This is a genomic window from Alteromonas sp. ALT199 (assembly GCF_018619335.1).
GTDB lineage: Bacteria > Pseudomonadota > Gammaproteobacteria > Enterobacterales > Alteromonadaceae > Alteromonas.
In genome coordinates, this window is the sequence record NZ_JAHHDX010000076.1 from 66,764 (window position 1) to 92,883 (window position 26,120).

The 26,120-nt window shown below is 43.3% G+C and carries 21 protein-coding genes; 12 read left to right on the forward strand and 9 right to left on the reverse strand.

The genetic code is table 11. The annotated features are described in order from the left end of the window. The 3 genes from KL866_RS07680 to nhaB are packed head-to-tail and all read right to left on the reverse strand — an operon-like array spanning position 1 to position 2,651. A complete protein-coding gene (locus tag KL866_RS07680; RefSeq protein WP_025255737.1) occupies positions 1-549 on the reverse strand; it encodes a GNAT family N-acetyltransferase in 549 nt (182 codons plus the stop codon). Further along, positions 546-1,073, reverse strand: coding sequence for a disulfide bond formation protein DsbB (gene dsbB / locus KL866_RS07685; RefSeq protein ID WP_214994408.1), 528 nt, complete (start codon positions 1,071-1,073; stop codon positions 546-548). The genes KL866_RS07680 and dsbB overlap by 4 nt, the downstream gene beginning before the upstream one ends. A gap of 3 nt (positions 1,074-1,076) precedes the next feature. Next, positions 1,077-2,651 (reverse strand): sodium/proton antiporter NhaB, encoded by a 1,575-nt coding sequence (gene nhaB / locus KL866_RS07690; RefSeq protein ID WP_025255735.1) that lies wholly within the window; start codon positions 2,649-2,651, stop codon positions 1,077-1,079. A gap of 429 nt (positions 2,652-3,080) precedes the next feature. Between nhaB and fadR the strand changes: the two genes are divergently transcribed. The 4 genes from fadR (at position 3,081) to KL866_RS07710 (ending at position 7,831) form a co-directional block, all read left to right on the forward strand. Beyond that, entirely contained in the window at positions 3,081-3,791 is a 711-nt protein-coding gene (gene fadR / locus KL866_RS07695) for a fatty acid metabolism transcriptional regulator FadR (protein WP_025255734.1), read from the forward strand. A 340-nt stretch (positions 3,792-4,131) separates the two neighbouring features. Next, positions 4,132-6,309 (forward strand): S9 family peptidase, encoded by a 2,178-nt coding sequence (locus tag KL866_RS07700; protein WP_214994409.1) that lies wholly within the window; start codon positions 4,132-4,134, stop codon positions 6,307-6,309. 170 nt (positions 6,310-6,479) lie between these two features. Further along, the gene (locus KL866_RS07705; RefSeq protein WP_214994411.1) at positions 6,480-6,839 is read left to right on the forward strand and encodes a phasin family protein; all 360 of its coding nucleotides are present in this window, start codon (positions 6,480-6,482) and stop codon (positions 6,837-6,839) included. Positions 6,840-7,051: 212 nt separating this feature from the next. Further along, positions 7,052-7,831, forward strand: a complete 780-nt coding sequence (locus KL866_RS07710) for a hypothetical protein (RefSeq protein WP_118493595.1) — start codon at positions 7,052-7,054, stop codon at positions 7,829-7,831. A gap of 136 nt (positions 7,832-7,967) precedes the next feature. Here KL866_RS07710 and KL866_RS07715 read toward each other — a convergent pair whose 3' ends face one another. From KL866_RS07715 to KL866_RS07730, 4 genes are all read right to left on the reverse strand, one after another. Continuing rightward, positions 7,968-8,534: a hypothetical protein gene (locus KL866_RS07715; RefSeq protein WP_214994413.1), complete on the reverse strand. Its 567-nt coding sequence runs from the start codon at positions 8,532-8,534 to the stop codon at positions 7,968-7,970. Positions 8,535-8,743: 209 nt separating this feature from the next. Continuing rightward, positions 8,744-9,280, reverse strand: a complete 537-nt coding sequence (locus KL866_RS07720) for a DUF3592 domain-containing protein (protein WP_214994415.1) — start codon at positions 9,278-9,280, stop codon at positions 8,744-8,746. A gap of 57 nt (positions 9,281-9,337) precedes the next feature. Further along, positions 9,338-10,771, reverse strand: a complete 1,434-nt coding sequence (locus tag KL866_RS07725) for a hypothetical protein (RefSeq protein WP_025255728.1) — start codon at positions 10,769-10,771, stop codon at positions 9,338-9,340. Between the two features lie 78 nt (positions 10,772-10,849). Then, positions 10,850-12,310: a DUF3336 domain-containing protein gene (locus tag KL866_RS07730; protein ID WP_214994417.1), complete on the reverse strand. Its 1,461-nt coding sequence runs from the start codon at positions 12,308-12,310 to the stop codon at positions 10,850-10,852. Positions 12,311-12,721: 411 nt separating this feature from the next. Here KL866_RS07730 and KL866_RS07735 point away from each other — a divergent pair, with 411 nt between their 5' ends. From KL866_RS07735 to KL866_RS07745, 3 genes are read left to right on the forward strand one after another with little or no spacing between them, the layout of a single operon-like run. Further along, a complete protein-coding gene (locus KL866_RS07735; protein ID WP_025255726.1) occupies positions 12,722-13,930 on the forward strand; it encodes a DUF445 domain-containing protein in 1,209 nt (402 codons plus the stop codon). A 54-nt stretch (positions 13,931-13,984) separates the two neighbouring features. Then, positions 13,985-14,650 carry a TetR/AcrR family transcriptional regulator gene (locus tag KL866_RS07740; RefSeq protein WP_025255725.1) on the forward strand — a complete coding sequence of 222 codons (666 nt, stop codon included), beginning with the start codon at positions 13,985-13,987 and terminating at the stop codon, positions 14,648-14,650. Between the two features lie 10 nt (positions 14,651-14,660). Beyond that, positions 14,661-16,100 carry a wax ester/triacylglycerol synthase domain-containing protein gene (locus tag KL866_RS07745; RefSeq protein ID WP_025255724.1) on the forward strand — a complete coding sequence of 480 codons (1,440 nt, stop codon included), beginning with the start codon at positions 14,661-14,663 and terminating at the stop codon, positions 16,098-16,100. Positions 16,101-16,137: 37 nt separating this feature from the next. On the opposite strand, the gene KL866_RS07750 is transcribed toward KL866_RS07745, so the two are convergent. After that, a complete protein-coding gene (locus KL866_RS07750) occupies positions 16,138-16,860 on the reverse strand; it encodes a DUF1439 domain-containing protein (RefSeq protein WP_025255723.1) in 723 nt (240 codons plus the stop codon). A gap of 214 nt (positions 16,861-17,074) precedes the next feature. Between KL866_RS07750 and KL866_RS07755 the strand changes: the two genes are divergently transcribed. Continuing rightward, entirely contained in the window at positions 17,075-18,727 is a 1,653-nt protein-coding gene (locus tag KL866_RS07755) for a GMC family oxidoreductase (RefSeq protein WP_214994419.1), read from the forward strand. Positions 18,728-18,890: 163 nt separating this feature from the next. Here the strand turns inward: KL866_RS07755 and KL866_RS07760 are convergent, their stop codons facing one another. After that, on the reverse strand, positions 18,891-19,496 hold the full coding sequence (locus KL866_RS07760; protein ID WP_214994421.1) for a TetR/AcrR family transcriptional regulator: 606 nt from the start codon (positions 19,494-19,496) through the stop codon (positions 18,891-18,893). Between the two features lie 138 nt (positions 19,497-19,634). Here KL866_RS07760 and KL866_RS07765 point away from each other — a divergent pair, with 138 nt between their 5' ends. The 4 genes from KL866_RS07765 (at position 19,635) to KL866_RS07780 (ending at position 25,934) form a co-directional block, all read left to right on the forward strand. Beyond that, positions 19,635-20,474 (forward strand): crotonase/enoyl-CoA hydratase family protein, encoded by an 840-nt coding sequence (locus tag KL866_RS07765; protein ID WP_214994423.1) that lies wholly within the window; start codon positions 19,635-19,637, stop codon positions 20,472-20,474. Between the two features lie 232 nt (positions 20,475-20,706). Continuing rightward, positions 20,707-22,749: an NADPH-dependent 2,4-dienoyl-CoA reductase gene (locus tag KL866_RS07770; protein WP_025255719.1), complete on the forward strand. Its 2,043-nt coding sequence runs from the start codon at positions 20,707-20,709 to the stop codon at positions 22,747-22,749. Between the two features lie 141 nt (positions 22,750-22,890). Beyond that, the gene (locus KL866_RS07775; RefSeq protein ID WP_025255718.1) at positions 22,891-23,244 is read left to right on the forward strand and encodes a HopJ type III effector protein; all 354 of its coding nucleotides are present in this window, start codon (positions 22,891-22,893) and stop codon (positions 23,242-23,244) included. Positions 23,245-23,498: 254 nt separating this feature from the next. Continuing rightward, on the forward strand, positions 23,499-25,934 hold the full coding sequence (locus KL866_RS07780) for a glycoside hydrolase family 42 (protein ID WP_214994425.1): 2,436 nt from the start codon (positions 23,499-23,501) through the stop codon (positions 25,932-25,934). Positions 25,935-26,120: the final 186 nt, after the last annotated feature.

Here is a 26,120-nt window from a genome sequence, read left to right on the forward strand (position 1 = left end):
TTAAGTTGTGAGTGCATAAAGAAGTGCGTCTCTTCCAAATACACGTTTTCTACACAGCCCTTCTTTTATACCACCAATTCGCTCAGCGACACGAATACTCGCTTTGTTATTTGGCTCAATATAGCATTCCAGCCGATACAAATTCATCTGAGAAAAAGCTAGCTTTTTCAACGCTTCACAAATCGCCGTAGCCAAACCCTTGCCACAGGCATCGGGTCTTAACCAAAAGCCAAGATTTGCAGTTAAGTGTGTATGGTGAATGTGATTAATAATGCCCATACCTAGACACTTTTCATCATGCATGAGTAAATAGGTTAGGCCATAACCTGTCTCTCGTGATTTTTCCATTCCAGCTATGCACTGTTTAGATAATGCTGGGGTGACAGGGCACACCGCTGAGCCGAACCAAGGTTTTACGTGATGAATTGATTGTTGGCCCGCTTCGCAAAGCGCATAGCAATGTTTCTCTGCGATACGCTGAATGCTAATAGGGCCTTGCTCCGTATGAATAGGAGGAAGGCGAGAAGGTAAAATGGATAAGTCGATCAAAAGGGTTTCTTATCCAACAATCGACATGCGAATACAATGGCGAATACAGCGAAGTAAATGGCGAAGATAATTTGCATCCACTCTGCCATTCCCATAGATAGAAATTGCCACGAGTCTTCTAAGCAATCCCCTTCGGCGGCGAATACTGCAGGCAGCCATTCGTGAAGTTGTAACCAAGAAGGAAAGTTCGGGACTATTTCACAGCTTGCAAAAAATGGATTAGCTGCGTTAAGAATAGCAAGGTGCTCTTTAGCAATTAAGAATCCCCATCCTGCAGAAACAGCCCAGCCCGCGAAGCCAAGCATACGTGTGAAACCATTGTTCTTAATAATTACGACAAGTGCAGATAGCACGATACCGTACATGGCAGTGCGCTGGTAAATACACATAATGCATGGCTTTAACCCCATGCCGTATTGAAAATAAAGCGCAGCAATTTCTAACGCTAATGACGTGGCAAAAAGCACAAGCCATGATGACTTGTGCTCTGCCCAATGGCTTATGCCGTGAATAATACCTCGCATTACTTAGTGACCCACCGCTTGCGCGCCTGCTTCGGTAACCGAGTGATGCTCAATAAGGTGCATGTCGTAAAGCCACTGAGTAGCATCGGCAAGCCCAATATAGGTTGCGACTAAACCTACAATAGTAAGCACAATTGTGTATGGCAGCGCCATCACAACCATGCGGCCGTATGACAAACGAAGTAAAGGCGCTATGGCTGATGTTAACAAGAACAAGAATGCAGCTTGGCCATTTGGCGTGGCAACGCTTGGTAAGTTGGTGCCTGTATTAATTGCAACGGCAAGCATATCGTATTGGTCACGTGTAATTTGACCTGCCTGGAGAGCAGCTGTCACTTCTGTGATATACACCGAGCCTACAAACACGTTATCACTTACCATCGACAAAACGCCGTTGGCCAGATAGAACATCACCATTTGAGTTTCGCCTTCAAATGACAATACCCAATGGATAACCGGTTGAAACAAGCCTTGGTCAATGATAACCGCTACTACACCGAAGAAAACGCAAAGTAGTGCTGCGAAGGGCAGTGCTTCTTCGAATGCTTTTCCTAGCGCATGCTCTTCGATTACGCCGCTCATAGATGTGGCCAGAATAATAACTGACAAACCAATTAGGCCTACAGACGCCATATGCGTAGCAAGACCAACTATTAACCAAACGCCAATAAGCGCTTGTACTACTAGCTTTGCAGTTTCACGCTTACTGCGACCTTTGTCCATGTGATCGTTGTAGTCGGCCAAAATCTGTCTAACTGCAGATGGCAACTTGGCGCCGTAAGAAAATGTCCCTGTTTTTTCAAGAACAATTGTCGTCAACAAACCGAATACGAACACGGGCAGAGTAACAGGGGCCATGCGGATAAAGAACTCCACGAAATCCCAACCTGCTTTATCAGCAATAATTAAATTCTGCGGTTCGCCTACCATGGTCATTACACCACCAAGCGCTGTACCCACTGCTGAGTGCATCATAAGGTTGCGCAGGAACGCTCTGAAGTCTTCTAAATCGTGGCTTCCCAGCTCGTCATCACTGGTGTGGTCGTGATCAGAATGAAACTCTTTGCCGGACGCAACTTTGTGATAAATAGAGTAAAAGCCGAGACCTACGCTAATAATAACAGCGACTACCGTTAGGGCATCGAGGAAAGCAGATAAGAACGCAGAAGCAAAAATAAATGAGAGAGAAAGTATTAACTTATTGCGTACCTTAATCACCAATTTGGTGAACAAATACATAAGTAAGTCTTTCATGAAGTAGATGCCAGCGACCATAAATACAAGTAGAAGCAGTACCTCTAGATTTACTTCAATCTCATGCATCATATGACCGGGAGATGTCATGCCAATAAACATGGCTTCTATAAGAAGTAATCCTCCAGGTTGAAGCGGATAACATTTAAGGGCCATTGCCAGCGTGAAAATAAACTGAATGACAAGCGTCCAGCCAGCAATATATGGGTCCACCATAAAAATGAAGGGATTGACAATGAGAAAGGCAATAATGGTTTTTTTGTACCAGTCGGGCGCATGTCCCAGGAAATTCTTATAGATCGCCGCGATCATTGAGGTTTGCATGAGTTCCTGTTCCTTTTACAACAAAGCACGCATTTTGCGCATCTTTATACAGTGTAGTTCCGGTTATTGCATACATAAACGGCTGGTGCTGTACGATTTAATTCGTTTAACCGCTGTTTTGTTGCTGTCATTATAGTCGGAATTTAAGCGTACATGATATTAACGCCTTGAGAAAGCAATTCACAGACCCCACCATGTGAAAGTCACTGAATATTTATCATTTTTCTGACCATAATTATCATTGAATTCGAAAATGTAGAATATTTCGAACATAAAACGTACAAACAGTGCTTTATAGTGTTTGAAATAACACTTTAATTTTAACAAGTTGTTAAAAGCTTTAGTGGACGAGGCATAATTCGTTGTGATAATAAAAGAGCATCTGGTACAATCAGTTGTAAAATAACAAGAACGTGCGGGCGATTAGTTATGATTTATAAGGCACAGAGTCCAGCCGGATTCGCCGAAGAATATATTGTTGAATCTATATGGAGTGGAAGATTTCCGCCTGGCACCATTTTGCCTGCAGAAAGAGAGCTTTCTGAGTTAATTGGTGTAACGCGAACCACGTTGCGCGAAGTTCTACAGCGTTTGGCTCGTGATGGCTGGTTAACCATTCAACACGGCAAGCCTACTAAGGTAAATAACTTCTGGGAAACTTGTGGGCTTAACATCCTTGAGACCCTTGCTCGCTTGGACCAAGAAGGTATTCCAGAACTTGTTGATAATTTACTTGCAGCTCGCACTAATCTGAGTGCTGTTTTCATTCGAGGCGCTATTCGTAACAATCCTCAAGAGTCTGCAGAGATCATCGCTAGATACAAGAATGTTGAGCAAGATGGTCTGGCATTTGCGCAATTCGATTATCAAATGTCTCACGACCTTGCGCTTGCTTCAAATAATAACGTATTTGTTCTAATGATGAACGGTTTCCGCGGGCTTTATTCACGCATCGGTGGCTACTTTTTCTCGCATCAGCCGTCGCGAGATGTTGCCATGAAGTACTACGCAGATTTGCTCGAAGTAGCCGAAAAGGGTGAATACGATAGGGTTCCTGTTGTGGTTAGAAATTATGGAATCGAAAGTGGGAAGGTGTGGCAGGCCATTCGCGACGAGATGCCAAAAGACTTAGTAGATTGAGTTCAGCTAACTTTTTCTAAGTTTTACATACTACCCGCTTTTAGACGAAAAAAATTAAGATTAAAAACGCCGCATTTCCATTGGAATATGCGGCGTTTTTGTACGCGCACTTTGCTTTACATCATTCGGTAAGTATATTTTGTAACATTTAAAACCTGTCTCACCAGCATTTACCTCTGATTTACGCTAGAACCTGACTTTCATTTAGATATACTCAATAACACAAAACACCGCTGAGTTATGCGGCGCTTAGTTTTGAAAATGATTTTTTATAAAATGAATATTTTCAAAAGGGCAGCTAAATACAAAGCGTTATCAAGGGCGCAAATAAGGAAACACAATGAAATATTTATGGATAGCACTTGCCGCTGGTGGGCTTATGTCAGGCTGTGGTGTTGAAAACAAAACTGAAAGCTTGCAACACGAAGTAGGAAAGGCGTCACCATCTGTTATGTTAAATACTCAAACTAGTGCTCCACTGGCGAAGAAAGTGCCCCATGAACTGAAAGCGCATGGTGTAACTCGTAATGATAATTACTACTGGATGCGCGACGATTCACGCACCGATAAAGAAATGTTGGCGCATTTAGAGCAGGAAAATAGCTACCTAGAAACAGTACTCGCTCCGCTAAAGGAAACCCGTGAGTCACTTTATGAAGAGCTGGTTTCTCGCATAGAGAAAGACGATTCCACGGTACCAGTGTTCGATAACGGCTATTGGTACTACACACGTTATTCAGGTGAGAACGAGTATCCTGTATATCTAAGAAAGCCTTCGCTGGATGCTGAGCCGCAAGTTTTGCTTGATGCGAATGTTATGTCTGAAGGGCATGACTATTTTAGTATTGGAAGTTACTCGGTGAGCCGTGACAATACGCTTATGGCGTACTCTGAAGACACGCTTAGTCGTCGAATTTATACCGTATACGTAAAAAACCTGAATAGCGGTGAAAAGCTAAACGATGTATTAGAGGGCACGTCAGGCAGCGCAGTTTGGGCGAACGACAATGAACATTTATTTTACGTGAAAAAAGATCCGCAAACCCTTTTAGGCTATCAAGTGTATCGCCATAAGCTGGGTACTTCTCAAGAAGACGATGTTTTAGTGTACGAAGAAAGCGACCCTACGTTTTATACTTACATTAGTAAAAGCAAAGACGACAGCGTCATTTACATTCATCATTCTAACACTGATAAAACTGGCGTGACTTTGATTGATGCAGGCAATCCTGCGTCTCAATCAGAAGTATTTCTACCTATTAAAGACGGTCAGGAATACAGCGTAGCAAAAGCAAGTGACGGTTATTACGTTTTAACTAACATCGATGCAAAAAACTTCAAAGTAATGAAGGCGCCGCTAGATGCCACAAGTGACGTGTCAAAGTGGCAAGAAATAGTCCCACACCGTCCTGAGGTCTTTCTTCAAAGCATTGAGGTGATGAAAAATCATCTGGTTGTGAAAGAAAAAGAAAATGGCATGCTGCGCTTAGTCGTGCATAACCTAACGACAAAAGAAGAAAAGGTTATACCAACTCAAGATCCAATCTACGGTGCGTACTTCAATGCAAACCCTGAAATGGATACTAACAAGCTTAGAATCTATTACAGCTCGTTAACTACGCCAGGCTCTATCATTGATATCAACCTTGATACGCTTGAAAGTGAAGTAATGAAGCAAACCCGTGTATCTGACACCTTCGACTCATCCGATTATGCATCAGAGCGGGTGATGATAGAGGCGCGAGATGGCGCAATGGTACCGGTTTCATTGGTTTATCGTAAAGAGAAGTTTAAAAAAGATGGCACTAACCCACTGTATCAATATGCTTATGGCTCGTATGGCGCAACTATTGACCCGACGTTTAGAAGCAGCTGGCTTTCTTTAATAGACAGAGGGTTTGTTGTTGCTATTGCACATATTCGCGGTGGGCAAATGCTAGGGCGTGAATGGTATGAGAACGGCAAAATGCATCAAAAAATGAATACATTTACTGATTTTATTGATGTATCAAAAGGCTTAGTTGCTAAGCAGTACGCTGATAAAGACCGCGTATTTGCAATGGGCGGCAGCGCAGGTGGATTACTAATGGGCGCCGTTGTGAATATGGCCCCTGAGCTATACAAAGGGGTGAGTGCTCACGTGCCCTTTGTTGATGTGGTAACCACTATGAGCGATGAGACTATTCCATTGACCACAGGTGAATATACCGAATGGGGTAACCCAGCAAATAAAGATGAGTTTGATTACATGCTGTCATACTCGCCTTACGATCAAGTAGAAGCTAAAGATTATCCACACATGCTAGTGACTACAGGGTTGCATGATTCGCAAGTTCAATACTTTGAGCCTATGAAGTGGGTTGCGAAACTTAGAGAGTATAAAACCGACGATAACTTGCTTCTGTTTAAGACAGACATGGAAGCAGGGCACGGCGGCGCGTCGGGACGCTTCAAGCGTTTTGAATCAACCGCCCTAGAATATGCTTTTGTTTTGCATCTTGCAGGTGTGCCTCTTTAATTTGATGCTAACCTTTTGAATTTAGCTTTTGTTTCTAAGCCCGAGTAAGTCACCATTTTTCGGGCTTTTTTATTTTTTTGCGTTTTTAGTATGCGGATTCTAATTGTTAAGCGTACAGTTTAACCATGGTGTTGAAAAACACTCAAATTTAGCATTCATAGGAGCTGAACATGACTACTACTGACACAATTAAAGGCAAAATTAACGAAGCCGAAGAAATGGCACGTAAAATTTGGTTAGCAGGCCTAGGCGCTTATGGTAAAAGCGTTGAAGAAGCGCAAGGGCGTTACGAGAAACTAAGTGAAGAAGCGAACAAAATGTTCGACGAGCTAGTGACTAAAGGTGAAACTCTAGAAGGTGATGCTAAGAGCAAGTTTAAATCGACCACTAACGATGTAGAAAATCGTGTAGCTGACGTTCGCAAAAAACTTGGTCTTGACTCTGAGCCAGCTGATCAGCGTATTGAAGAGCTTTCGGCTAAAATTGATGCCTTGACTGAAGCTGTTGCTAAACTGGCGGCAAGCAAGTAAAGCGATAGTCCTTATTGGGCACCGCAAGTAGTGCCCAATACGCAGTTTTCAGCTACTACTTCGCTAAAGAAGGGTGTTAACGGAAATTGCAATTGAGTGGCAGTGAAAGGCGTGCGTTCAAACTTAAGTCGAGCGCTTAAACAAAGCTTTGAAACTAAGCTTTAAATATTCCTTACATTACCATGCTTACAAATCTCCGCATTGGAGGCGTTATGAGCAACAAAAATATTCCCAATCCAGAAGTTGTGCCTGTTGCCGAAAGAAAAACGACAACACTAAATGGTAGCAACGCTTCACCTTTAAAATCGTCCCCCTTGTTTGGGTGGTTATTCGCTGGTTCAGATCTATTATCTGAAAAGCTAGATCAAGCTGCAGGTGTAGTCAGCCAGAGAATTGACGATACACACGAGACGATTAATGCAATGCAGGTTAAAGGCCTAGAAGTGGAAAGTGAACTTAGACGTACACTTAATCCATTCGCTTTAGTCGACACTGCACAAAAACTGGTGGCATCAACGCCGTTATTTTCGGCATTATCTGGCGGTCAAAGACGTCAACAAAAAGAGCAGCAACTTGAAATGTTAAGTGCAAAAGTGGATTTGCTCGTCGAGCAGGTAGCCCTTTTAGCTGCAAAAGAAGCAGCTAAAAAAGCCGAAGCGACAAGTACTGCTAGCAAGGCTACTGCCACTAAAAGAACTGCCTCTAAAACTACAGCAACTAAAAGTGCTTCAACGAAGTCGGCTACGACTTCTTCGACGACCACGGGCTCCCGCAAGTCGAGTGCAACCAAATCGGCCGCTACAACGGCCACTGCATCGTCGAGTTCGACTAAAAAGGCCGCTTCCGGAACAGCAAATAAGCGCACTGCGGCAAAGTCAACGGCAGCAAAGAGCACAGTGCGCAAAACAACGGCTAATACCGAAGTTACACCGGCCAAAAGCTCGACTAAAAATGCAACGGGTTCGTCTGACACCACAAAGAAAGGCGAGTAAACGCATTTAATATAGATAAAGGTCGTTTTTGGTAATAATAGCGCCAAATAAATGGATACGCGTATATTTGGCGCTGCTTCGTCTAGGCTCGTTTAGATTTCTTTTTGTTTGAGTGTAGAGTTAATTATCTGTGGTGTCAGGCTTCTAAACTATCCACCTCTAATCCAAGAATTTTGGCCAGTATATCTGAGTCATCTTGTATTGCGTAATAATCTCCGTGAAACATTAACGCAATTCTCGTTTGGTTAGAAGTTAGAATGCTTAGCTCGTGATAAGTTCTTTGCGTACCTGATGTATATATTCGTGTCGTTACTAAAAGAAGCTTTTCAAAAGAATCAAAAGCGACTTTAGTTTTAGGGTTGTTCGAACTGCCGATTTTTAACACTTTTTCTTTTAGGTCAAAATAAAATGCTCTTCTGCTTCTTCTGCATATAAAAGCTGTGCCTAAACTAAAGAGTGCCCCTAGTGTAAATACGCCAATGACAAACTCGGTTTTAGAATTAAGGTTGGGTTCCAACTGCCAAACTTTAATTGACATGTATATGCATATTGTCCAGCAGAAGAGATGCATTCCCCATTCAAACAAATAGCTTCTAAGGTTTGGAGTAATAGCGACGGCATCGTTATTTATCTTCAATTTAGCGTTGCAATAACTAGAGGCAGCTATACCTCCTGTAGTAGTAATTTCGTCATCCGCTTTCATACTTAAACTCCCTTTTGAACAATAAAAACGAGTATAAGAAATATTAATGCAGTAGGCTACGCATAGAGATAGTTGTATTTGAGTTTGGTTTTACGTTTTTCAGTGGTAGGCGTTAAAGAAAATATGAAACGGGTAGCCATCAATATAAGTAAGCGAACTGTATGTGCCAATAGTAGCTTTTAAAAAGCAACTAGATAAATTCAAAATCATCAGCGCTTATACTTTAACTTAAAAATAAGAACGTAAACTAACCAAAGAAAGACCGACCAAGAAATAAGAAAACCGACAAGCAACTTCGACATATGTTCCCAAATGACACTTTTGATTAGAACGGATTCTGCCGAGTTATTGGGGTTTATGTAAATGTCTACTGCTTCAGAAGCTGCAAATTTTCTTTTTAATTCATGCCCTAATTTAAGCATAAATCCGTCGTCATAAATGTCATTCCAAGTAACTTTTCTTCCGGTATGTTCTTGGCCATTAGTATTGTATTTGTAAAGGATACGAGGCGTGTATAAAGTATATTGGCTTAGATTAATTCTAGTCGTTGTTGTAATCGTTTCGTCAATATATACATTTATTAAAGTTGCTTTGATGGGAACCCAATTCATTGAAGAGATTGGGCCGGCTAACCCTTTAAATACTTGAATTGAGAAAACGATGACAAAAACTAGAGCAATTAAAGCGACAAAATAGACCCCCAATCTTGCTTTTCTAAGTTGTGCTCGGCTTACCTCAATAGTCATAAAAACGTCTCATTCAGTCCATGTTTTATCATATCTTCATAGAAGATTACTTACTCGCTAATTGCTTTTCGCCCACAAATTCTGATGTTTTTTAAAACCAAAAAAGTCGTACGGTTCCCAAAAGCTTGGTACTAAATCATCAATAGCATCTGGCGTGAAATTGCTCGACAGCTGGCTCATGATTTCGCCTAACCTTTCTTGGCCCACGCGCATTAGCTTTTTTCTGTTTGCAGGAAAATACAGGTTTCGGCCTTTTGGAATAATTTCTTGGGCGCCGCTAGTAATATACTTTTGGTTTCTTGTTACTATTTTGCATAAAGGCTCTGCGGGATTCGCGGGGTTCAGCCCAATCACTATGGCGCATTCATATTGGTCTTTTTCTTGGCCTTTTTCATTCACAGGAATATAAGTAACACCAAAACCTTGCGGGAAGTAGCCCACCAGTTCAACAAAGTCCTGTGCTAATTGTTTATTTAGGCCACCTTTTTTCGCAAGTTGCTCAATTAACATATACCCCTTGGGTAAGCTCATTCGTGAGTAGTCTGACTTAGTTGAAAGCACGATGGAAACGTAAATTTGAGGGATTTTTACAATCTCGCCCAAACCGGTTTTTGACACAAAGGCGTCTTTAACCAAACTCAGCAAAAATTCGTTAGCTTCTTTGTGAGTTTGATTGAAACGGTCTCTTTCTTCTTTGTTGTTACCCACGTAATTGGGCTGCCCTAAACCATTGGATAAGTAACGTAACGTGAAGTGATAATTTAGCTTCAGCAGGTCTTTTCGCTGCGACTCTTCTAATAAACGAAACTCATCTAGGTCTCCGTTTTCACCTTTTAAAATGGTTTGCGCAGCGGGACTTTGTAAACCAATATCTTGCAGAAGAGCTGCGGTGATAAGAGGGCGACCTAGCTCAATTTTCCATTTATCTCGCCAATAACGGTTTCCGCGAAAGCGGGAGGCGGCTTCGCGATACTTTGATAAATATTTGTGGGCAATAGTGTCGTGTTCTAAAAGCCTATCTACCAAACGTAATGTTAAAACAGCCTTGTAAAGAGGTTTGAAGCGCATATGCACGCCAGCAAAATTGCCTTCAGGGCCTCGCGTTAGCAACATTATCGTTCCGAGCAGCTTAGCGCTAAGCTGTTGTGTTTCTTGCCAGTTATCGCCTTCACAGAGTTCGATAATTTTCGTGCTTACATCGTTTAAACGTTCTAATCTTGCTAAGCGCTCTTCTTCAAGTTTTTCTGTGCTATTTTTTATTTGTTTGGCAAGTTGTTCCGCTAATACTTCTTTCTTTTTATTGCCTTCAATTCGTTTAAGCTGCACTTTTAAGTCTTCAATATGCTGCTCAAGAGAAGGGGTGAGGGAAAAGTAATGGCTGGCATCCTCAAAAACCGAACCGTAGCCCGTGTCTTTAGGATAAATCATGTTGATGAGTTGTTTTACCTGCTGGGTAAAAATGCTATCGGGGTTTTGGCTTTGTGCGCTCACCGTCTTCCTTTCAAATGATGCTGTGAATTGCTATTACTTTGCTATAAGCAGTTCAGGACAGACTAAGCGACACTCGGGTTACCTGACCTCGTGCCCAAGCTCTACTGCCTCACGTTTTTTCAATTGACCTAAATGATACCGTAAATTTTCACTAATTTTGGTATTTCTTTTAATAACATGTAGTTGCGGCCACGACGACCGCTCACCACTGACGATCAGCTGGCTAATGCTTTCACGGGTTGGATTAGACAAAACCTGTGACAAATTTCTAATTTGGCGCTTGGGTAAAATATTGATATTGCCTACATACTGCTGATCAATAATAGAACGTACTTTGTGAATTGCTAGCTTGGCGCTCTTGTTCCCAGTCAAACGCTCAATGATATCAATGGCGAAAATACTATTGGTTTTCGCTAGCTGTCCAATGTGACGAGCCGACATATCCCATAGTGAGTTAGGATCAATGCGGTTTGATGAAATAAAAGGCACCGCCAACGGGTTTGTTTGGCTTACGATGCTATGGTTTACACCATATAACCGAGCCAAGCGTTCGTAGGGGAGGTCAGCCATTAACGAACCGTCGGCGAAGCGTCGGTTAGGTATGTAAGGCACAATCTCACCAGCTGGCGTTTTAGCCCTAAGTTGAACTGGGCTAAAAATAACGGGAACCGCACAAGATGCACGCACCGCCTGGGTGATGATGGCATTGGGCGAGGTTTTGGCATTTAACAGTCGTGAATGCTGATGCAAGTCAGCGGGGGATACCGTTATAGTTATGTGCCGCCCTGTCTTCTTAAAGGCTTCTTCAAAGGTTGTAAGGTCAAATAGTTCAATCAGCGCATTTTCAAGTACTGAGCTATCAAATAGGCCTTTCTTCCCAAGACCGGCAAAGCTTCGCCAATGTTTGAAAGTCTCGTAAATGAAGTCGGCGCTGAGTGCTTCCGATAATTGGTCGTGAGTTCGCGTACCCAATAGGGCAGCAATTATCGACCCAGCGCTCGAGCCAGACACAACCGTAGGTAGCAACTTTTTTTCATTTAACGACTTAACCACACCAGCATGGAAAAAGCCTAAGCCTGCGCCACCTGAAAGCATAAGACAACTTCGTCCAAAGGCGTGTGCGGTTTCCTCAAAAAATGACAGCTTTTCGTAGAAGTCTACGTCTTGTTCATCAGCGTGATAAATTTGCTCTAACGCTAAGATCACTTCATCAATAAACTGTTCGATGAGATATTTAGTGCCAATTTTACATTGGGTGAGCAATACTGGATTTGAAATGTTGCCTAAATTGCCGTGCAGTCCTTCGTGCAGTATCGACATCAGGGCACGTAAATCGCCTTTGCTTCTTGCAAGCTGTAAGCGCTGAACTCGTTTGCGAATAAGCTTGTAATCGTAGTCATCGCTAGTATCTTTTGCTTTCCATTCTTCAGCACCAGATAGCGCGTCGTGAGCTAAGCACGCGGCTTCATATTCATCATAATTGCCAGCATGCTCCATCTCATGCTCAAGTTTTTTCAACCGCAAATCGAATACTGCCATGACGATTACCTATTTTAATTGACGAAGGCCGATGCTTTAAATCATATAAAATGTGAACAGACGCTGATAACACCAGCAAAAGGATAAATACGTATTTCGAACGCTGTATTCTGTAAGTCGCATCTGCCAGCGTATGCCGAAATTCATGCATAAGCATAAGCGCATTAACAGCGATTCGTACACATATTGAGTTTATGTTGTAAATTTAGAATTCACTACCTAAACCCTTCTGCTTAATTAATTCCGTGGCGCTTTTGTACTTAGCTCAAGGTGGTAACCATTATTTATTAGATCTTCAGAAGGTTGTTTTCAATCAATAATTAGCAGTAATTTTACTTTTTACATTGACCATTTCATAAGCACTCAGTAGCCTGAGAAAGAGAATAATAATGTGGACCTCTTTTTTGTCGTATGGAATGGAATTTTCAAACGCTAAGCCTGCTATCAATTCCTTTAATTAGCGCCATTGTTGGATGGCTGACTAACTATTTGGCGGTGAAAATGATGTTTTACCCCATAGAGTTCGTTGGTTTTAAACCTTTTTTGGGGTGGCAAGGGCTTATTCCTGCAAAACGCCGGGAAATGGCAGAGATTGAGGTTGAGCTAGTTTTAGGCAAACTGCTAAGCGTTGAAGAGTTAGCGCAGCGTTTAGATGCGGACGAACTGACAAAGGCTATCGAACGTCGCCTAGGGCAGGTTATTCGCAAAGTTGTAAATGACGTAATGGCTGAATCTGCCCCTCAACTTTGGGCTGCTTTACCTGTACAAGGTAAAAATTTGGTATACCAACGTATCGAAAACGACATCCCCAATGTGGTTCATAAAATGGTGGACGACTTCCAGCACAATGTTTCAGAAATTTTAGATATAAAAGAACTGGTGGTCGAGCAACTGGTTAACACTCCGGAACTCGTCAATGAGATTTTCTTAACCGCCGGTAGCAAAGAGTTTCCGTTTATAGTGCGTTCTGGCTTCTACTTCGGTTTCTTGTTCGGCTTACCTACTATGTTGCTTTGGTATTTCTACCAAGCGTGGTGGATTTTACCGCTAGGAGGCTTGCTTGTAGGCTATGCTACCAATTGGATTGCCATCAAAATTATATTTGAACCTAAACGCCCAAGAAAGCTGGGGCCTATCACCATTCAGGGCATGTTCTTAAAGCGGCAGAAGGAAGTATCTGAAGTCTACTCGAGCATTATCGAAGAAAAGCTTATTACGCCTAAAAATATTACTCATGTCATCTTACATGGCTCAGGCTCTGCCCAACTATTGGAACTTATTGAGCTTCATGTTAATGACGCCATTGAACGTTATGTCGCTATAGCACAACCTTATTTCGCGTTAGGAGTGGGGTCGGAGAATTACCATAAGATGAAGTCCCTAGCTGTACGTCAGATATTTGATAATTCGGATAAATACCTGCTTTATGCGTTTGATTACGCTAACAATGCTATGCAGATTGGACATGATTTAAGTGAGAGAATGCAGGCGTTAAGTGTTGAAGAGTTTGAAGGTGTGCTGCGCCCAGCGTATCAACAAGATGAGTGGAAGCTTATCGTAACAGGCGCTATTTTAGGTATGGTAGCGGGAGTTGCTCAACTCTATCTGGTGTTTATGTAACGTGATTCACTGACAAATATTACGCTTTGGGTTGGTAAAGGAATGGACTAAATTATGAAAACCGCGCAGAAAATACTTCTTACCGCGCTAACCTTATTTAACGAGCACGGAGAAAATACGGTAACCAGTGTTGATATCGCCATTGAGTTGGATATTAGCCCCGGAAATCTTTACTACCACTTTAAGGGAAAAGACAGCATTGTTAGCGCGTTAATGAAAATGCACGAACAGCAAATGCAAAAAATACTAAACCGAGAAAAGCTCGATACACTTCACCCCGAAGAAATTATGTATTACCTGTATCTGCTAACCGACAGCATCCATGTGTTTCGTTTTTTCTATCGTAGTCCTGCCGACTTAGCGGAAAAATACCCCACTATCGTGCGACCTAGACAGCACATTCTATCTAGCTTAAATACACAATTAGCCTTTCTCTTTGAGTCACTATCGAAACGAGACATTCTTATTGCGTCAAAGGCAGATAGGGCGCTACTAGTAGACTTGATATCACTAATTATTACTCAGTCTTGCCAATTTGATGAATTAAACAGTCATATGGATAGTACATTACAGCGTTACCATGCTTTGTCGCTTATGATGGTTAGCGTATTGCCAAGGCTGGCACTGTCCGATGAACAAAAGCACCAGCTAGAACAGATGCTACGTTCTCATGATTTTGTGAGAAATGCTTCAACTCCGTCACCCCTAGACTTCGCGTAAAGGAATAGTAATGGCAAAAACGCTCAGTTTCTTAGATAAGTCATTTTGGATAACAGAGTCAGATGAGAACCCCAAACATGTGGCTTGTTTGCAGCTACTTGCCATACCTAAGGGGGCAAAAGGTCGTGAATATGTCCCTCAGTTGTTTCAAGAAATAAGAAGCTTTGCCCGCGCAACGTCGCCTTTTAATTGCACGGTAAAAACGGTATTAGGCTATCCGGTGGGGTTTGCGCCAGTAAAGAAGCTCAACATGGATTATCACGTCCAAATTCATCGAGTGGCTGATATCACAAACCGAGAGGCGCTGGACGGCTTTGTAGCACGACTGCATGCATCGCGGTTAGACCCTGACAAACCTTTGTGGCAATACCATTTTATTTTCGACGATAACAGCGAAACATTTGCCATTTATGCGCGTGTTCACCACATGTATGGCGATGGGGCAACTTTAGTGCGCTGGTTTCAGGCCGGTTATGTGTCTAACTCTCACGAAACAAAGTTTACGCCCGTGTGGGCAGTAAAGCGGCTTCGCCATAAGCGCAGAGACTCGGTAAGTTTTTATAAGCGCTTAGTTGGCGTTGGTTATGCGCTAAAAACCGCGTTCGATTTGTTCATTATTTTTATTCGCATATTTATGAAGATGCTGCGTGTTAATCCGCATTATATGCCCGTGCCTTTTACTGGTACGAAAACGGTGCTTACAGGGCAAGTTAAAGCCGGCAGGGCGGTGGCTACCATGGATTTGGATTTCAAGCGCGTAAAAGCCCTTGCAAGACGTACGCGCTCTACCGCGAACGAAGTTCTGTTATGTGCTTTTGATATCGGTGTGCATAAGTTGCTGCAAGAAAACGGTCAGGTATTTAAAAAAGCCTTGTTTACCAATATGCCTATTAACTTGCGTAAACCCGGCGAGAAAACCACAGGCAATAAAATAGCTATTGTGCCTGTGGAGCTAGCTCATGGCGAGAATGACCCCTACCTTAGATTGCGTCAAATTGTAGTAAATCATCGTATTGTAAAACATGCCGCACAGCATGCTCGCCCTGCAGCATTTAGCGGCTATACCATCGCAATTCAATCTCTTGCGTTAGTCTTTGAATGGCTAAAGCTATCCGGCGTGGTAAAGCCCATCGCTAATATCTTGATTTCAAACGTGCCTGGTCCAAGAGATACTCGGTATTTAAAAGACGCCAAACTATTGGCCTGTTATCCCATTTCTACCATGACGCCTGGAGGCGGAGTAAATATAACGCTTATGACCTACGCGGGCACTGCCAATGTGGGTCTAGTGTGTTGTAACAAAAACATTGAGTCGCTACAGCCGTTAGCACGTTACGTTAAAGAATCATTCGATATGCTAGAGGCAAGTGTGGACAACCCCAGGTTAAATATTGATGATATTGGTGAACAGGTCGATACTGTGCCCGTTTCTATTGTTTCAGATCATTAGGTCTTTATTGCTAAGAGCAAAATACCACATTTTAATATTAAACGAGGTAGAAGCGCAGCACGTTGTCTTCAACTCTTACGTTTTGGCCTAGTTTTGAGAATAAGACCTCGCGCCAATGATCCGTGCGCATAGCATGGCTCAAGTCTTCTTGGGTTATTTGTTTTTTAATCGCATTGTTAATGTGAGGCATGTGGTAGTCCAATACCGCCTGTTTTGAGCCAGTTAAATAAACTTGAAAGTAGTCTGCGGCTATATCAGATGTGCCAGCGCTGAAAAGCGATAGCGCAGATTTTAACGAGCCGCCAATAAGGGTGTTTACGCTTTTAGGAAAAAAGCGAGAGACTAAAAACTGGGTGTCTTTAATAAGCGCGTAATCATCGTTGACTAAAGTAAGGCTGTCAGTGGAAAACCCGGTCAAATAGAGTGTGCTCATATTTTTGTCGTAATAGGGAGAAGCCGACACGGTAAATACGATATGAGCGCGATAAATAGTCGTGGTGGCCACGACAATATTAAGCGCAGCAAGACACTGAAGACCAATACGGTTGCTTTCACTATCTAGCGTAATATTTCCTTCAAGCACGGTGACGGTACCGGTTCCAATGGGGATGTCGAAGGTAAATGTGTAGGGAAAGCTGTCTGTTACAAGGTCCTGCAGTTCCGGTTTTGTGAAATCATCGTGCGTGAGCTTACCCCATTTCACAAGCCATTGTGCTAGGTAGACTTTGCATTTGTCTTTAAACGATAGGTTATTGGTCAACGTTCATTCTTAGCCTAATTTTACTAGGCGGTGGCTTGTAGTTAGCTATTTTAGGGCAGGGGCAATCCCGACATAGCACTTAAGTTATCAGGATTATTAGCTTTTTTAAATCTTACAATTTAAGTCTTTTCTTAGCGAAGTGTTGTTTGGTAATCTGGTCGTACCACAACGTTTTTTTAACATTTAAAAGTCTTGCCCTCAAGGAGTTGGTGAAATGAGCGAAGTACTGAGCAAATACGATTACATTATTGTAGGCGGCGGTTCTGCGGGCGCGGTGCTTGCTACTCGATTATCAGAAAACCCTGCGTTAGATATTTTGCTTTTAGAAGCTGGCTCAAAGGATACCAACCCACTCATTCATATTCCGTTTGGTTTGTCTCTGCTTAGCAGGTTCGAAGGTATCGGTTGGGGTTATCATACAGCGCCTCAAAAAGAGATGTATGACAGAGAACTGTTCTGGCCTCGCGGTAAAACCTTGGGCGGCAGTAGTTCGGTTAACGCCATGTGCTACATTCGCGGCCAAAAAGAAGACTACGATCGATGGGCTAATGAAGAGGGCGCCGGGGGCTGGTCGTTTGATGATGTACTGCCTTATTTTAAACGCTCTGAGAATTTTGAGGAAGGGGCTGATGAATACCACGGCACCGGCGGACCGCTAAATGTTAGCAAGCTAAGGCATACCAGCGTGCTTTCAGACGCATTTGTTAACTCAGCCTCGTTTGCAGGCTATCAACAGCTTAACGACTTTAACCGAGACGAAAGGGAAGGATTAGGCTACTACCATGTTACGCAGGCTAACGGCCAGCGCTGCTCTACAGCGAAAGGGTATTTAACGCAGGCGAAACATCGCAATAACTTAACCGTTTTAACAAAAGTCGCTGCCGAAAAAGTGTTATTAAAAGAAGGGTGTGCTATTGGTGTCCAAGTGCGTGAAAAAGGCGCAGTGAACCGCTACTTTGCTAAAAGCGAAGTCATACTATGCGGCGGCGCAATTAACTCACCACAACTTCTGATGCTTTCGGGTATTGGACCAAGAACAGAGCTAGAAGAGAAAGGGATTTTTGTGCAGCAAGACCTGCCTGGTGTGGGTCAAAACTTACAAGACCACCTTGATGCAATTGTGCAGTACACTTGTAAGGCCAGAGAGGGCTATGCCGTGGCATTCGGTGCATTACCTTCATACGTAAAAGCCACAGCTGACTATGCGTTTAAGCGCAAAGGTATTTTATCTTCGAATATAGCCGAAGCCGGTGGTTTTGTTAGCTCAAGTTTAGCCACACAAGGCCCAGACATTCAGTTCCATTTCTTACCTGCCATTCTAAACGACCACGGACGTCAGTTGGCCTTTGGTTACGGTTACGGTCTTCATGTATGCTGCCTATACCCGAAAAGCCGAGGCAGTATATCGCTCCAAAGTAATCACCCTGCTGATCAGGCGCTTATAGATCCCAATTATTTAACTGCCAAAGAAGATCAGCAGGTCATGATTGAAGGGGTACGCATTGCCCGTAAGTTACTATCGGCGCCAGATTTCGACAAGTTTGAAGGCAGTGAGCTTTACCCTGGAATAGATGCGGAAACTGACGAGGAAATTTTAGAGTTTTTACGTGAACGCGCTGAAACCATTTATCACCCAATTGGTACGTGTAAAATGGGCAGCGATGACGATGAGATGGCAGTGGTTGATACACAATTGCGAGTAAGGGGCATTGCAGGTCTTAGGGTAGTAGACGCTTCGGTGATGCCAAGCTTAATTGGCGGCAACACCAATGCGCCGACCGTTATGATTGCCGAACGTGCTGCTGAGTTTATTAAAGCGACGCACGAAGGTCAGCCCGTTTCTCTGGCTAAAGTGGAATCGGCGTAATTAAATAAAAAGCGTTAAGAGCGAGACTTTGTCTCGCTCTGCCAGTCCATACGTTCTAGGCTATTTTTCCGCTCTAGGCTATTTTTCCGCTCTAGGCAGCTAAACGCTTTTGGCGTCGTATAAGCAAAGAGCTATATCCATACATTTGCATTGATAAGGCGTTTTAACCCCGCTTTTGCATAAATAAATCCGCTGCACAATTACACATCTCGTCGATATGACCACTGTCTGCGTATATACCGTCAATAAGCAAACGCGCAATCCCGTGCAACGTGCCCCATGTAACCTGTGCGAGTCTCAGTGCATCTTGATTGTTTGGCAGTAACTCCTTATCTTGCCAATAGCGGGTCATCGTCACTTGAAACTGAAAGCAGGGGAATGCAACGTCTTTTAAGTCATTGGTTGCCGCCTGATTTTGCCAAATAGTGCGACCAAACATTAATTCATACATCTCTGGGTTATCAGCAGCGTAGCCAATATATTCGTGCACAAACTCGCGAAAACGCGCGCTGGGTGTTTTTTCCTCTTGTTCGAATATACGTTTTGCTGCGCTATGCCAGTCGCTGAAGCCTTTTGCCGCAATGGCGCTTAATAGCGCACTCTTATCTTTAAAATGGTGATAAGGCGCAGTACGTGAAACCCCAGCATCTTCTGCCAGTTTTCTAAGAGATAAACTATCAACGCCGTGCTCAGACAAACGCGCAGTCGCCGCCTCTATCAGCGCACTGCGGAGATCACCGTGATGGTAGCTTTGTACTGCATTAGCCATAAATCAAATGTTTCCAATTTCATAATTGAGACGAATAGATAACGTTTTATCTTGACAGTGTCAACATAGCCTTTTATCTTGACGCTGTCTAGTTTGCAAATTTGTTAACAGGAACAGCCCGAGGAGACAGCGCAAACCATGAAGTACTCTACATTAGAAGTAAAACAAGAGGGCCATGTTGCCCACGTAGTACTTAATCGCCATGAAGCGATGAACAGCATGATCCCAGAATTCTGGACAGAGCTACCGGCAGCCATTCGAGAAATAGATGATGAAGCCAAAGCACGGGTAATCGTTATTTCATCTACAGGAAAGCATTTCTCTGCCGGTATGGATTTATCGGTGTTTCTGAATATGAAAGAAGACTTTAAGGGCGACCCATCGCGCAGAGCAGAGCGTATGCGCCGTATGGTGATGTTGCTACAAGATAGCTTTACCGCCATTGAGCAGGCTCGTATGCCTGTTATTGGCGCTGTTCAGGGCGGAGCGATTGGCGGCGCGGTAGACCTACTTAGTGCATGTGACATGCGCTATTGCACTCAAGATGCTTTTTTCACCATAAAAGAAACCCAATTAGGCATGACCGCCGATGTAGGCACGCTTCAACGCCTACCAAAACTTATTCCCCTAGGCGTTGTTAAAGAGCTGGCTTATACCGGGCGCAACTTTGGTGCCGCAGAAGCGCAACAACTTGGCTTTGTAAATCAGATATTCGATGACCAAGCTTCAATGCTAGAAGCTGTAATGAAACTTGCCCAGCAGATTGCAATGAATTCGCCGCTAGCGGTTTCTGGCACCAAAACTATGATTAACTACGCGGCAGAGCACACGGTAGCAGAGAGTTTGACCTATATGGCCACGTGGCAGGCGGGCATGTTCCAGATGGAAGATGTGTTTAAAGCTATGGAAGCACAAAAAACTAAAACACTGCCGGACTATCCGCCTTTACACCCAGCAATTAAAAAAATGAGTTCGTAAATGTAGGTTTGAAAGTGCGCCTTTCTCGCCACCTTTCTAGCTAATAGGTTGATGATACCCTTTTTAACATAAAGGTAGTTGAAGGCGGGGGCGCAGTTCGAACTTACACACTCAATGTATGTAACTAGTTAACTTTTAACGCGCTTTCAAAGAAAGAGCGCTTTAAATAAGAACGTTTAAACAGGCTTTTTAACGGCTTTTACCAAGCCAAAACGACTTTCAGGAATGTATCATGAATCAGACCGTTACCGATCATCCCGTTTACCCTCACTTATTTCGTCCGTTAGATTTAGGCTTTACTAGCCTTAAAAACCGCGTGTTAATGGGCTCTATGCACACGGGCTTAGAAGAGTTACCCGACGGCCACAAACGTATGGCGGCATTCTATGGCGAACGCGCCAGAGGTGGCGTAGGTCTTATCGTTACAGGTGGTATTGGGCCGAACGAAGAAGGCGCAACCCATCCATCAACCTTTCGTTTAGATACAGACGAAGCGGTTAGAAATCACAAAGAAGTGACCGACGCGGTGCATATTGCAGGCGGCAAAATCTGCATGCAAATTCTGCACACAGGTCGCTATGCCTATAGCCCTAAGCTTGTGGCACCTTCTGCGGTACAAGCGCCAATTAACCCGTTTAAGCCTAAGGCACTTGAAGCTGAAGAGATTGAAAAGCAGATTAAAGACTTCATTACTGCCGCAACCCAAGCCCAGCGCGCGGGTTACGATGGCGTTGAAATCATGGGTTCTGAAGGCTATTTTCTTAATCAGTTTATTGCACAGCGTACAAACCACCGCGACGACCAATGGGGTGGCGAATACGAAAACCGCATCCGTTTGCCTATTGAAGTAGTGCGCCGCGTACGCGAGGCGGTAGGTAAAAACTTTATCATTATCTATCGTTTGTCCATGCTTGACCTTGTGGAAGGTGGCTCTACTTATGATGAAGTAGTAGAACTTGGTAAAGAAATTGAAAAAGCTGGGGCAACTATTATTAACACCGGTATTGGCTGGCACGAAGCGCGTATACCAACCATAGCTACTAAAGTACCGCGTGCAGCCTTCACATGGGTAACGGCTAAATTCCGCGAAGCGCTATCAATCCCAGTAATTACATCGAATCGTATCAACACGCCTGAAGTTGCTGAAGAAGTACTGTCTCGTGGTGATGCAGACATGGTATCTATGGCGCGTCCGTTTTTGGCCGACCCAGATTTTGTGCGCAAAGCGCAGCAAAACCGTGCAGATGAAATCAATACCTGTATTGGCTGTAACCAAGCCTGCCTTGACCATGTCTTTAACGGCAAAATGACTAGCTGTTTGGTGAACCCACGTGCCTGTCACGAGCTTGAAATAAACGTTAAACCTGCGGAAACGAAAAAGCGTGTAGCGGTGGTAGGCGCAGGCCCGGCTGGATTAGCAGCGGCAGTGACCAGCGCCGAGCGCGGTCACGACGTTGTGATTTACGATGCGTCTAGCGAAATTGGTGGGCAATTTAATATTGCCAAACAAATTCCAGGTAAAGAAGAGTTTTACGAAACGCTGCGTTATTTCAAACGCCAAATTGAGCTTCATAAAAACATTACGGTTAAGCTAAACACGTACGTTGATGCTGCCGCGCTAAACGATGAAGGGTTCGATGAAGTCATGATTGCGACTGGCATCAAACCGCGTACGCCAGCGATTGAAGGTATTGAGCACGAAAAAGTACTCACCTATATTGAAGTATTAAAAGAAAAGAAACCTGTTGGCAATAAAGTAGCCATTATCGGCGCTGGTGGTATTGGATTTGATACCGCTGAGTACTTGTCTCATGGCAAAGAAACGCCAAGCCAAGATATTTCTGCATTTATGAAAGAGTGGGGCATTGATATGACCTTCTCTGCTCGAGCGGGCATTGAAGGCGTTAAGCCACAGCCTGAACCTTCACCACGAGAAATTTTCCTATTACAGCGCAAAACAACAAAAGTTGGTGCTGGTCTAGGTAAAACAACCGGTTGGGCGCACAGAGCAGGTCTACTAGCCAAAGGGGTAACCATGATCCCCGGTGTAAGCTACGATAAAATTGATGACGAAGGGCTACACATTACGGTAGAGGGCAACAGCCAGATATTGCCGGTAGACAACATCATTATTTGTGCAGGACAAGAGCCGATGCGTGATATCGTCGAAGGCTTAAACATGCCCTATCACTTAATTGGCGGTGCCGATGAAGCGTTAGAGCTAGACGCTAAACGCGCCATCGACCAAGGCACGCGAGTGTGCGCTGCGGTTTAAATAGCGAGTAAACTAAACCTCGTTAGAATTGAAAGCGCCTCATTTAGAGGCGCTTTTTTGTAAATACCCAAACTAGACCTGCTCCAGTCTGTTTAGGTAGCTTAGACCTTGCTATTATCGGTTTCTTTTTTTGAGATAAAAATGACATATAGCAATATTCAAGACTTAATTCATGCAGTGAACAACTCCCCTGAAACGATTGAGTTTAACGACGTTATCGCACTTGTTGATAGCGCGTTTACTTTCACGCCCACCTCTTTCACTAATGGTGATGTGTCAAACGAAGCAAATCAGAACAACGGCTCGTGCAAGCTGCTCGCACTCGGTCAGCACTTAAACCTAAACCAAGTTCAAACTCTGGCCTTATTTGGGCGTTTTTATCGAGAAGACGTGCTCAATAACCCTAACGGAAGCGATCACGCCAATATCCGCAATTTTATGGATACCGGTTACGAAGGTGTGGTGTTTGAGACATTTCCTTTAAAGGAAATGTAGTGATGACAGCAACGCGCTACATTCTTAGACAGTAGAGGCTTCAAAAAGAGCGTGTCAAATATCGCATCTATTTCCCAATGATTTGTTAACAAAAACACAACCAGTCCAGGGCAGATGTAAATTTTGTGTATACATATGATGTTTGTTTATGTAGTATCAATTTCGTGTTTTAAACTTGATGAATTGATGTACGTTGGAGCGCACTATTGCTTAGATGGTGCTTAGTCAACGTGCTGTTAACTTGGGACTACATTATGAAACGCCAGTTTAAGGTTGCCGCTCTGGCTCCACTTATGATGATTGGTGCCGCGTGCACGCAAATAGAAACTACAGAAAGCAGTACTTCTACAATAAATCCGAGTCAGCAAGAAAGTGTAAAAAGCTCACTTGAAGTTACAGCGCGCAGCAAAATTAAAGTGCTTGAAACCATGATGGACGAGGCTAAATCAAAAGGGTTGGACGTGACGCGCGAGGAAGCCGTTGTTTGGTTTTCTAATGAGTTCTTAAAATTTGCAAATTGGGATGAAGCAAACCCAGAGGCTATTGAAGCTGCTTTTGGTTATGAAAGGCATTTTGCGCCTAATAAAGTACAGCTAGCTGCTGAACTTCCCGATTTTGAGCGTAAGAAAGTAATAGACATTCTAGATGCTGGCATTGAAGAATTAGGCAAAGAGCTTCGCGGCGAAATAAAACGTCGCCCTGTTGTTAAAGTCGATTGGCAAAACACCAAATCCGCTGATGATATGTTTGTCAGCAATGGAAAGCCTGTTTTCCTTTACGACTACTTTTCGAAGTCAGTGGGGCAGCCTTTAGGACAGCCAGACATTTATAACGACTATTTAGGTGCACTTTATCACGGTGGCGAGAACCTCTATCCGGTTGACCATGACCGTGCTATCAATTCTTTTTTAGTTAAAGAAGACGGTACTTTCGATGAGGAGCTGCTAAAAGAACTTACAGACATCCCTGATGACAACATTGGATATCTGGTGGCCTGGTTAATGGGTATTCCTAAGTGGGTAGAAGCAAAAGAACCAGAAATTAGAAAAGGACGTTCGCTGTTTCAGGGGTTTGATCTAGACAACCCACTTGCCCGTGAAGTATGGAGCAAGATACTTCGCAAAGCCGCCGAGGTGACCAAAGGCAAAAAAGTCATTGAATTAGGTTTTGTGCTTGCCAACGAGCCTCACTGGTATTCAGAAGTGGGTCATTGGACAGGCAATTATGAAGAGATGCAGGGAATATCATCTTACACATTAGCCGAATTTCAAAACTGGCTCAAAGGTAAATACAAGGGCAACGTAGCCCAGCTAAATGGCAACTGGGGTACTAAGTTTGCTAGCTTCGACGATGTAGAAATAGAAATCCCTATAAATGAAAGCCTGCGTGGAAAGCCAATCTGGTTCGATTGGAATCGTTATAACATGCATCGAGCAACCTCTTGGTTCACTTTTATGCAAAATGAACTACACGCAGTAAACCCAGACGCAGATACCCACATAAAAATTTTCCCGCGTACATTTTACGAAGATTCTCGCTCTCACGGTATTGACATGGAAGCCTTAACCGAGCTTACAACCATGATAGGGCATGATGCTAAAGCATTGGGAAGCCCAAGCATAAGACCTCATATTTCCTCTGACTGGTGGGAAAAATACACCTATAAATGGGATGGTATGAGCATGATCCACGACTTTACAGAGTCGGTTTCACCAAACAAAATCAACGTTAACTCGGAATCCCACTTCCTGTCCTCTGGCCAATGGAAAGTAATGGACCCACGTGAAAGCTACGTAAGAAACGTGTATTGGTTGGCTACGCTTCAGGGAATGGATGCAAACATGGGGTGGTTCTGGATGCGCGACCCAGATGGTTCACCAGAAGACCGTTTAGAAGGTGAATTAAATTTCTTCGATCCGGGTTTAGCTGGTGCGTTTGCTGGCTCAACCAATATGCAGCCACATGTCTCAAACGAAGTTACGCAGGTCATGTTCGACCTAAATACCTACTCTGAAGAAATTATGACATTGAGAAAGCAGCGTAGACCAATACGTCTGTTTTACTCAGAAACGTCTGCTATTAACGTTAGTGATTATATGACTACGCAGGGCAAGCTCTATAAATCTATGTTTTTTGAAGGTTTCCCGCTTGGGTATGCGACTAAAAACATTATTACTAAGCAAGATAGTACAAAGTGGGACACAATAGTGATTCACAAAACACCAAATGTCACTGATAGTGAGTTTGAGGCGTTGCAAAACTATTTAGATTCAGGCGGTTCTGTCGTAATGGACAAGCAATCCCTTCGCTATAATGAATATGGACAGCTACGTGAAAATACGCTGGAGGCAAACGTAGGGAGTCTAATTGTACTTGCTAACGATTCCGCTATAGATAAGTTCCGCAAAGCGGCATTAGCTGAAGTAAAACCGGACAGCAAACCGGATATTGAGTTTAAAATTGATAGCCCGCTTAAACATAAGACAACGATTACGAGAGTAGTGAAAACAGGCGACAATAAATACCTAGTGAATTTATTAAGCGTGGGTCACGAAGCGGTCCAGATTGGTCTTTCACACAAAAGTGGCGGTCAATTAAAAATTATGGACTTAATGACGAGTAATAGTATGAATATGTCTTTTGAGCTTGCTTCAGAGGAAGTGCTACTACTTGAAGTAGAAGTAAAATAGCAACTTTACTATCGCGCTAAAAGGCCGGTCACCAGTTTAAGTTGACCGGCCTTTCTGCTTCAAACTACAACCTTAATTTTCTTTAGTTTGCCTATCCCTAGTCAAATCTCCCACGATTTCACCTTTCTCAATCGCAATATTGTAAATATTCCCCCAAACTAACGTTAAATATTTGTTGATCTATAT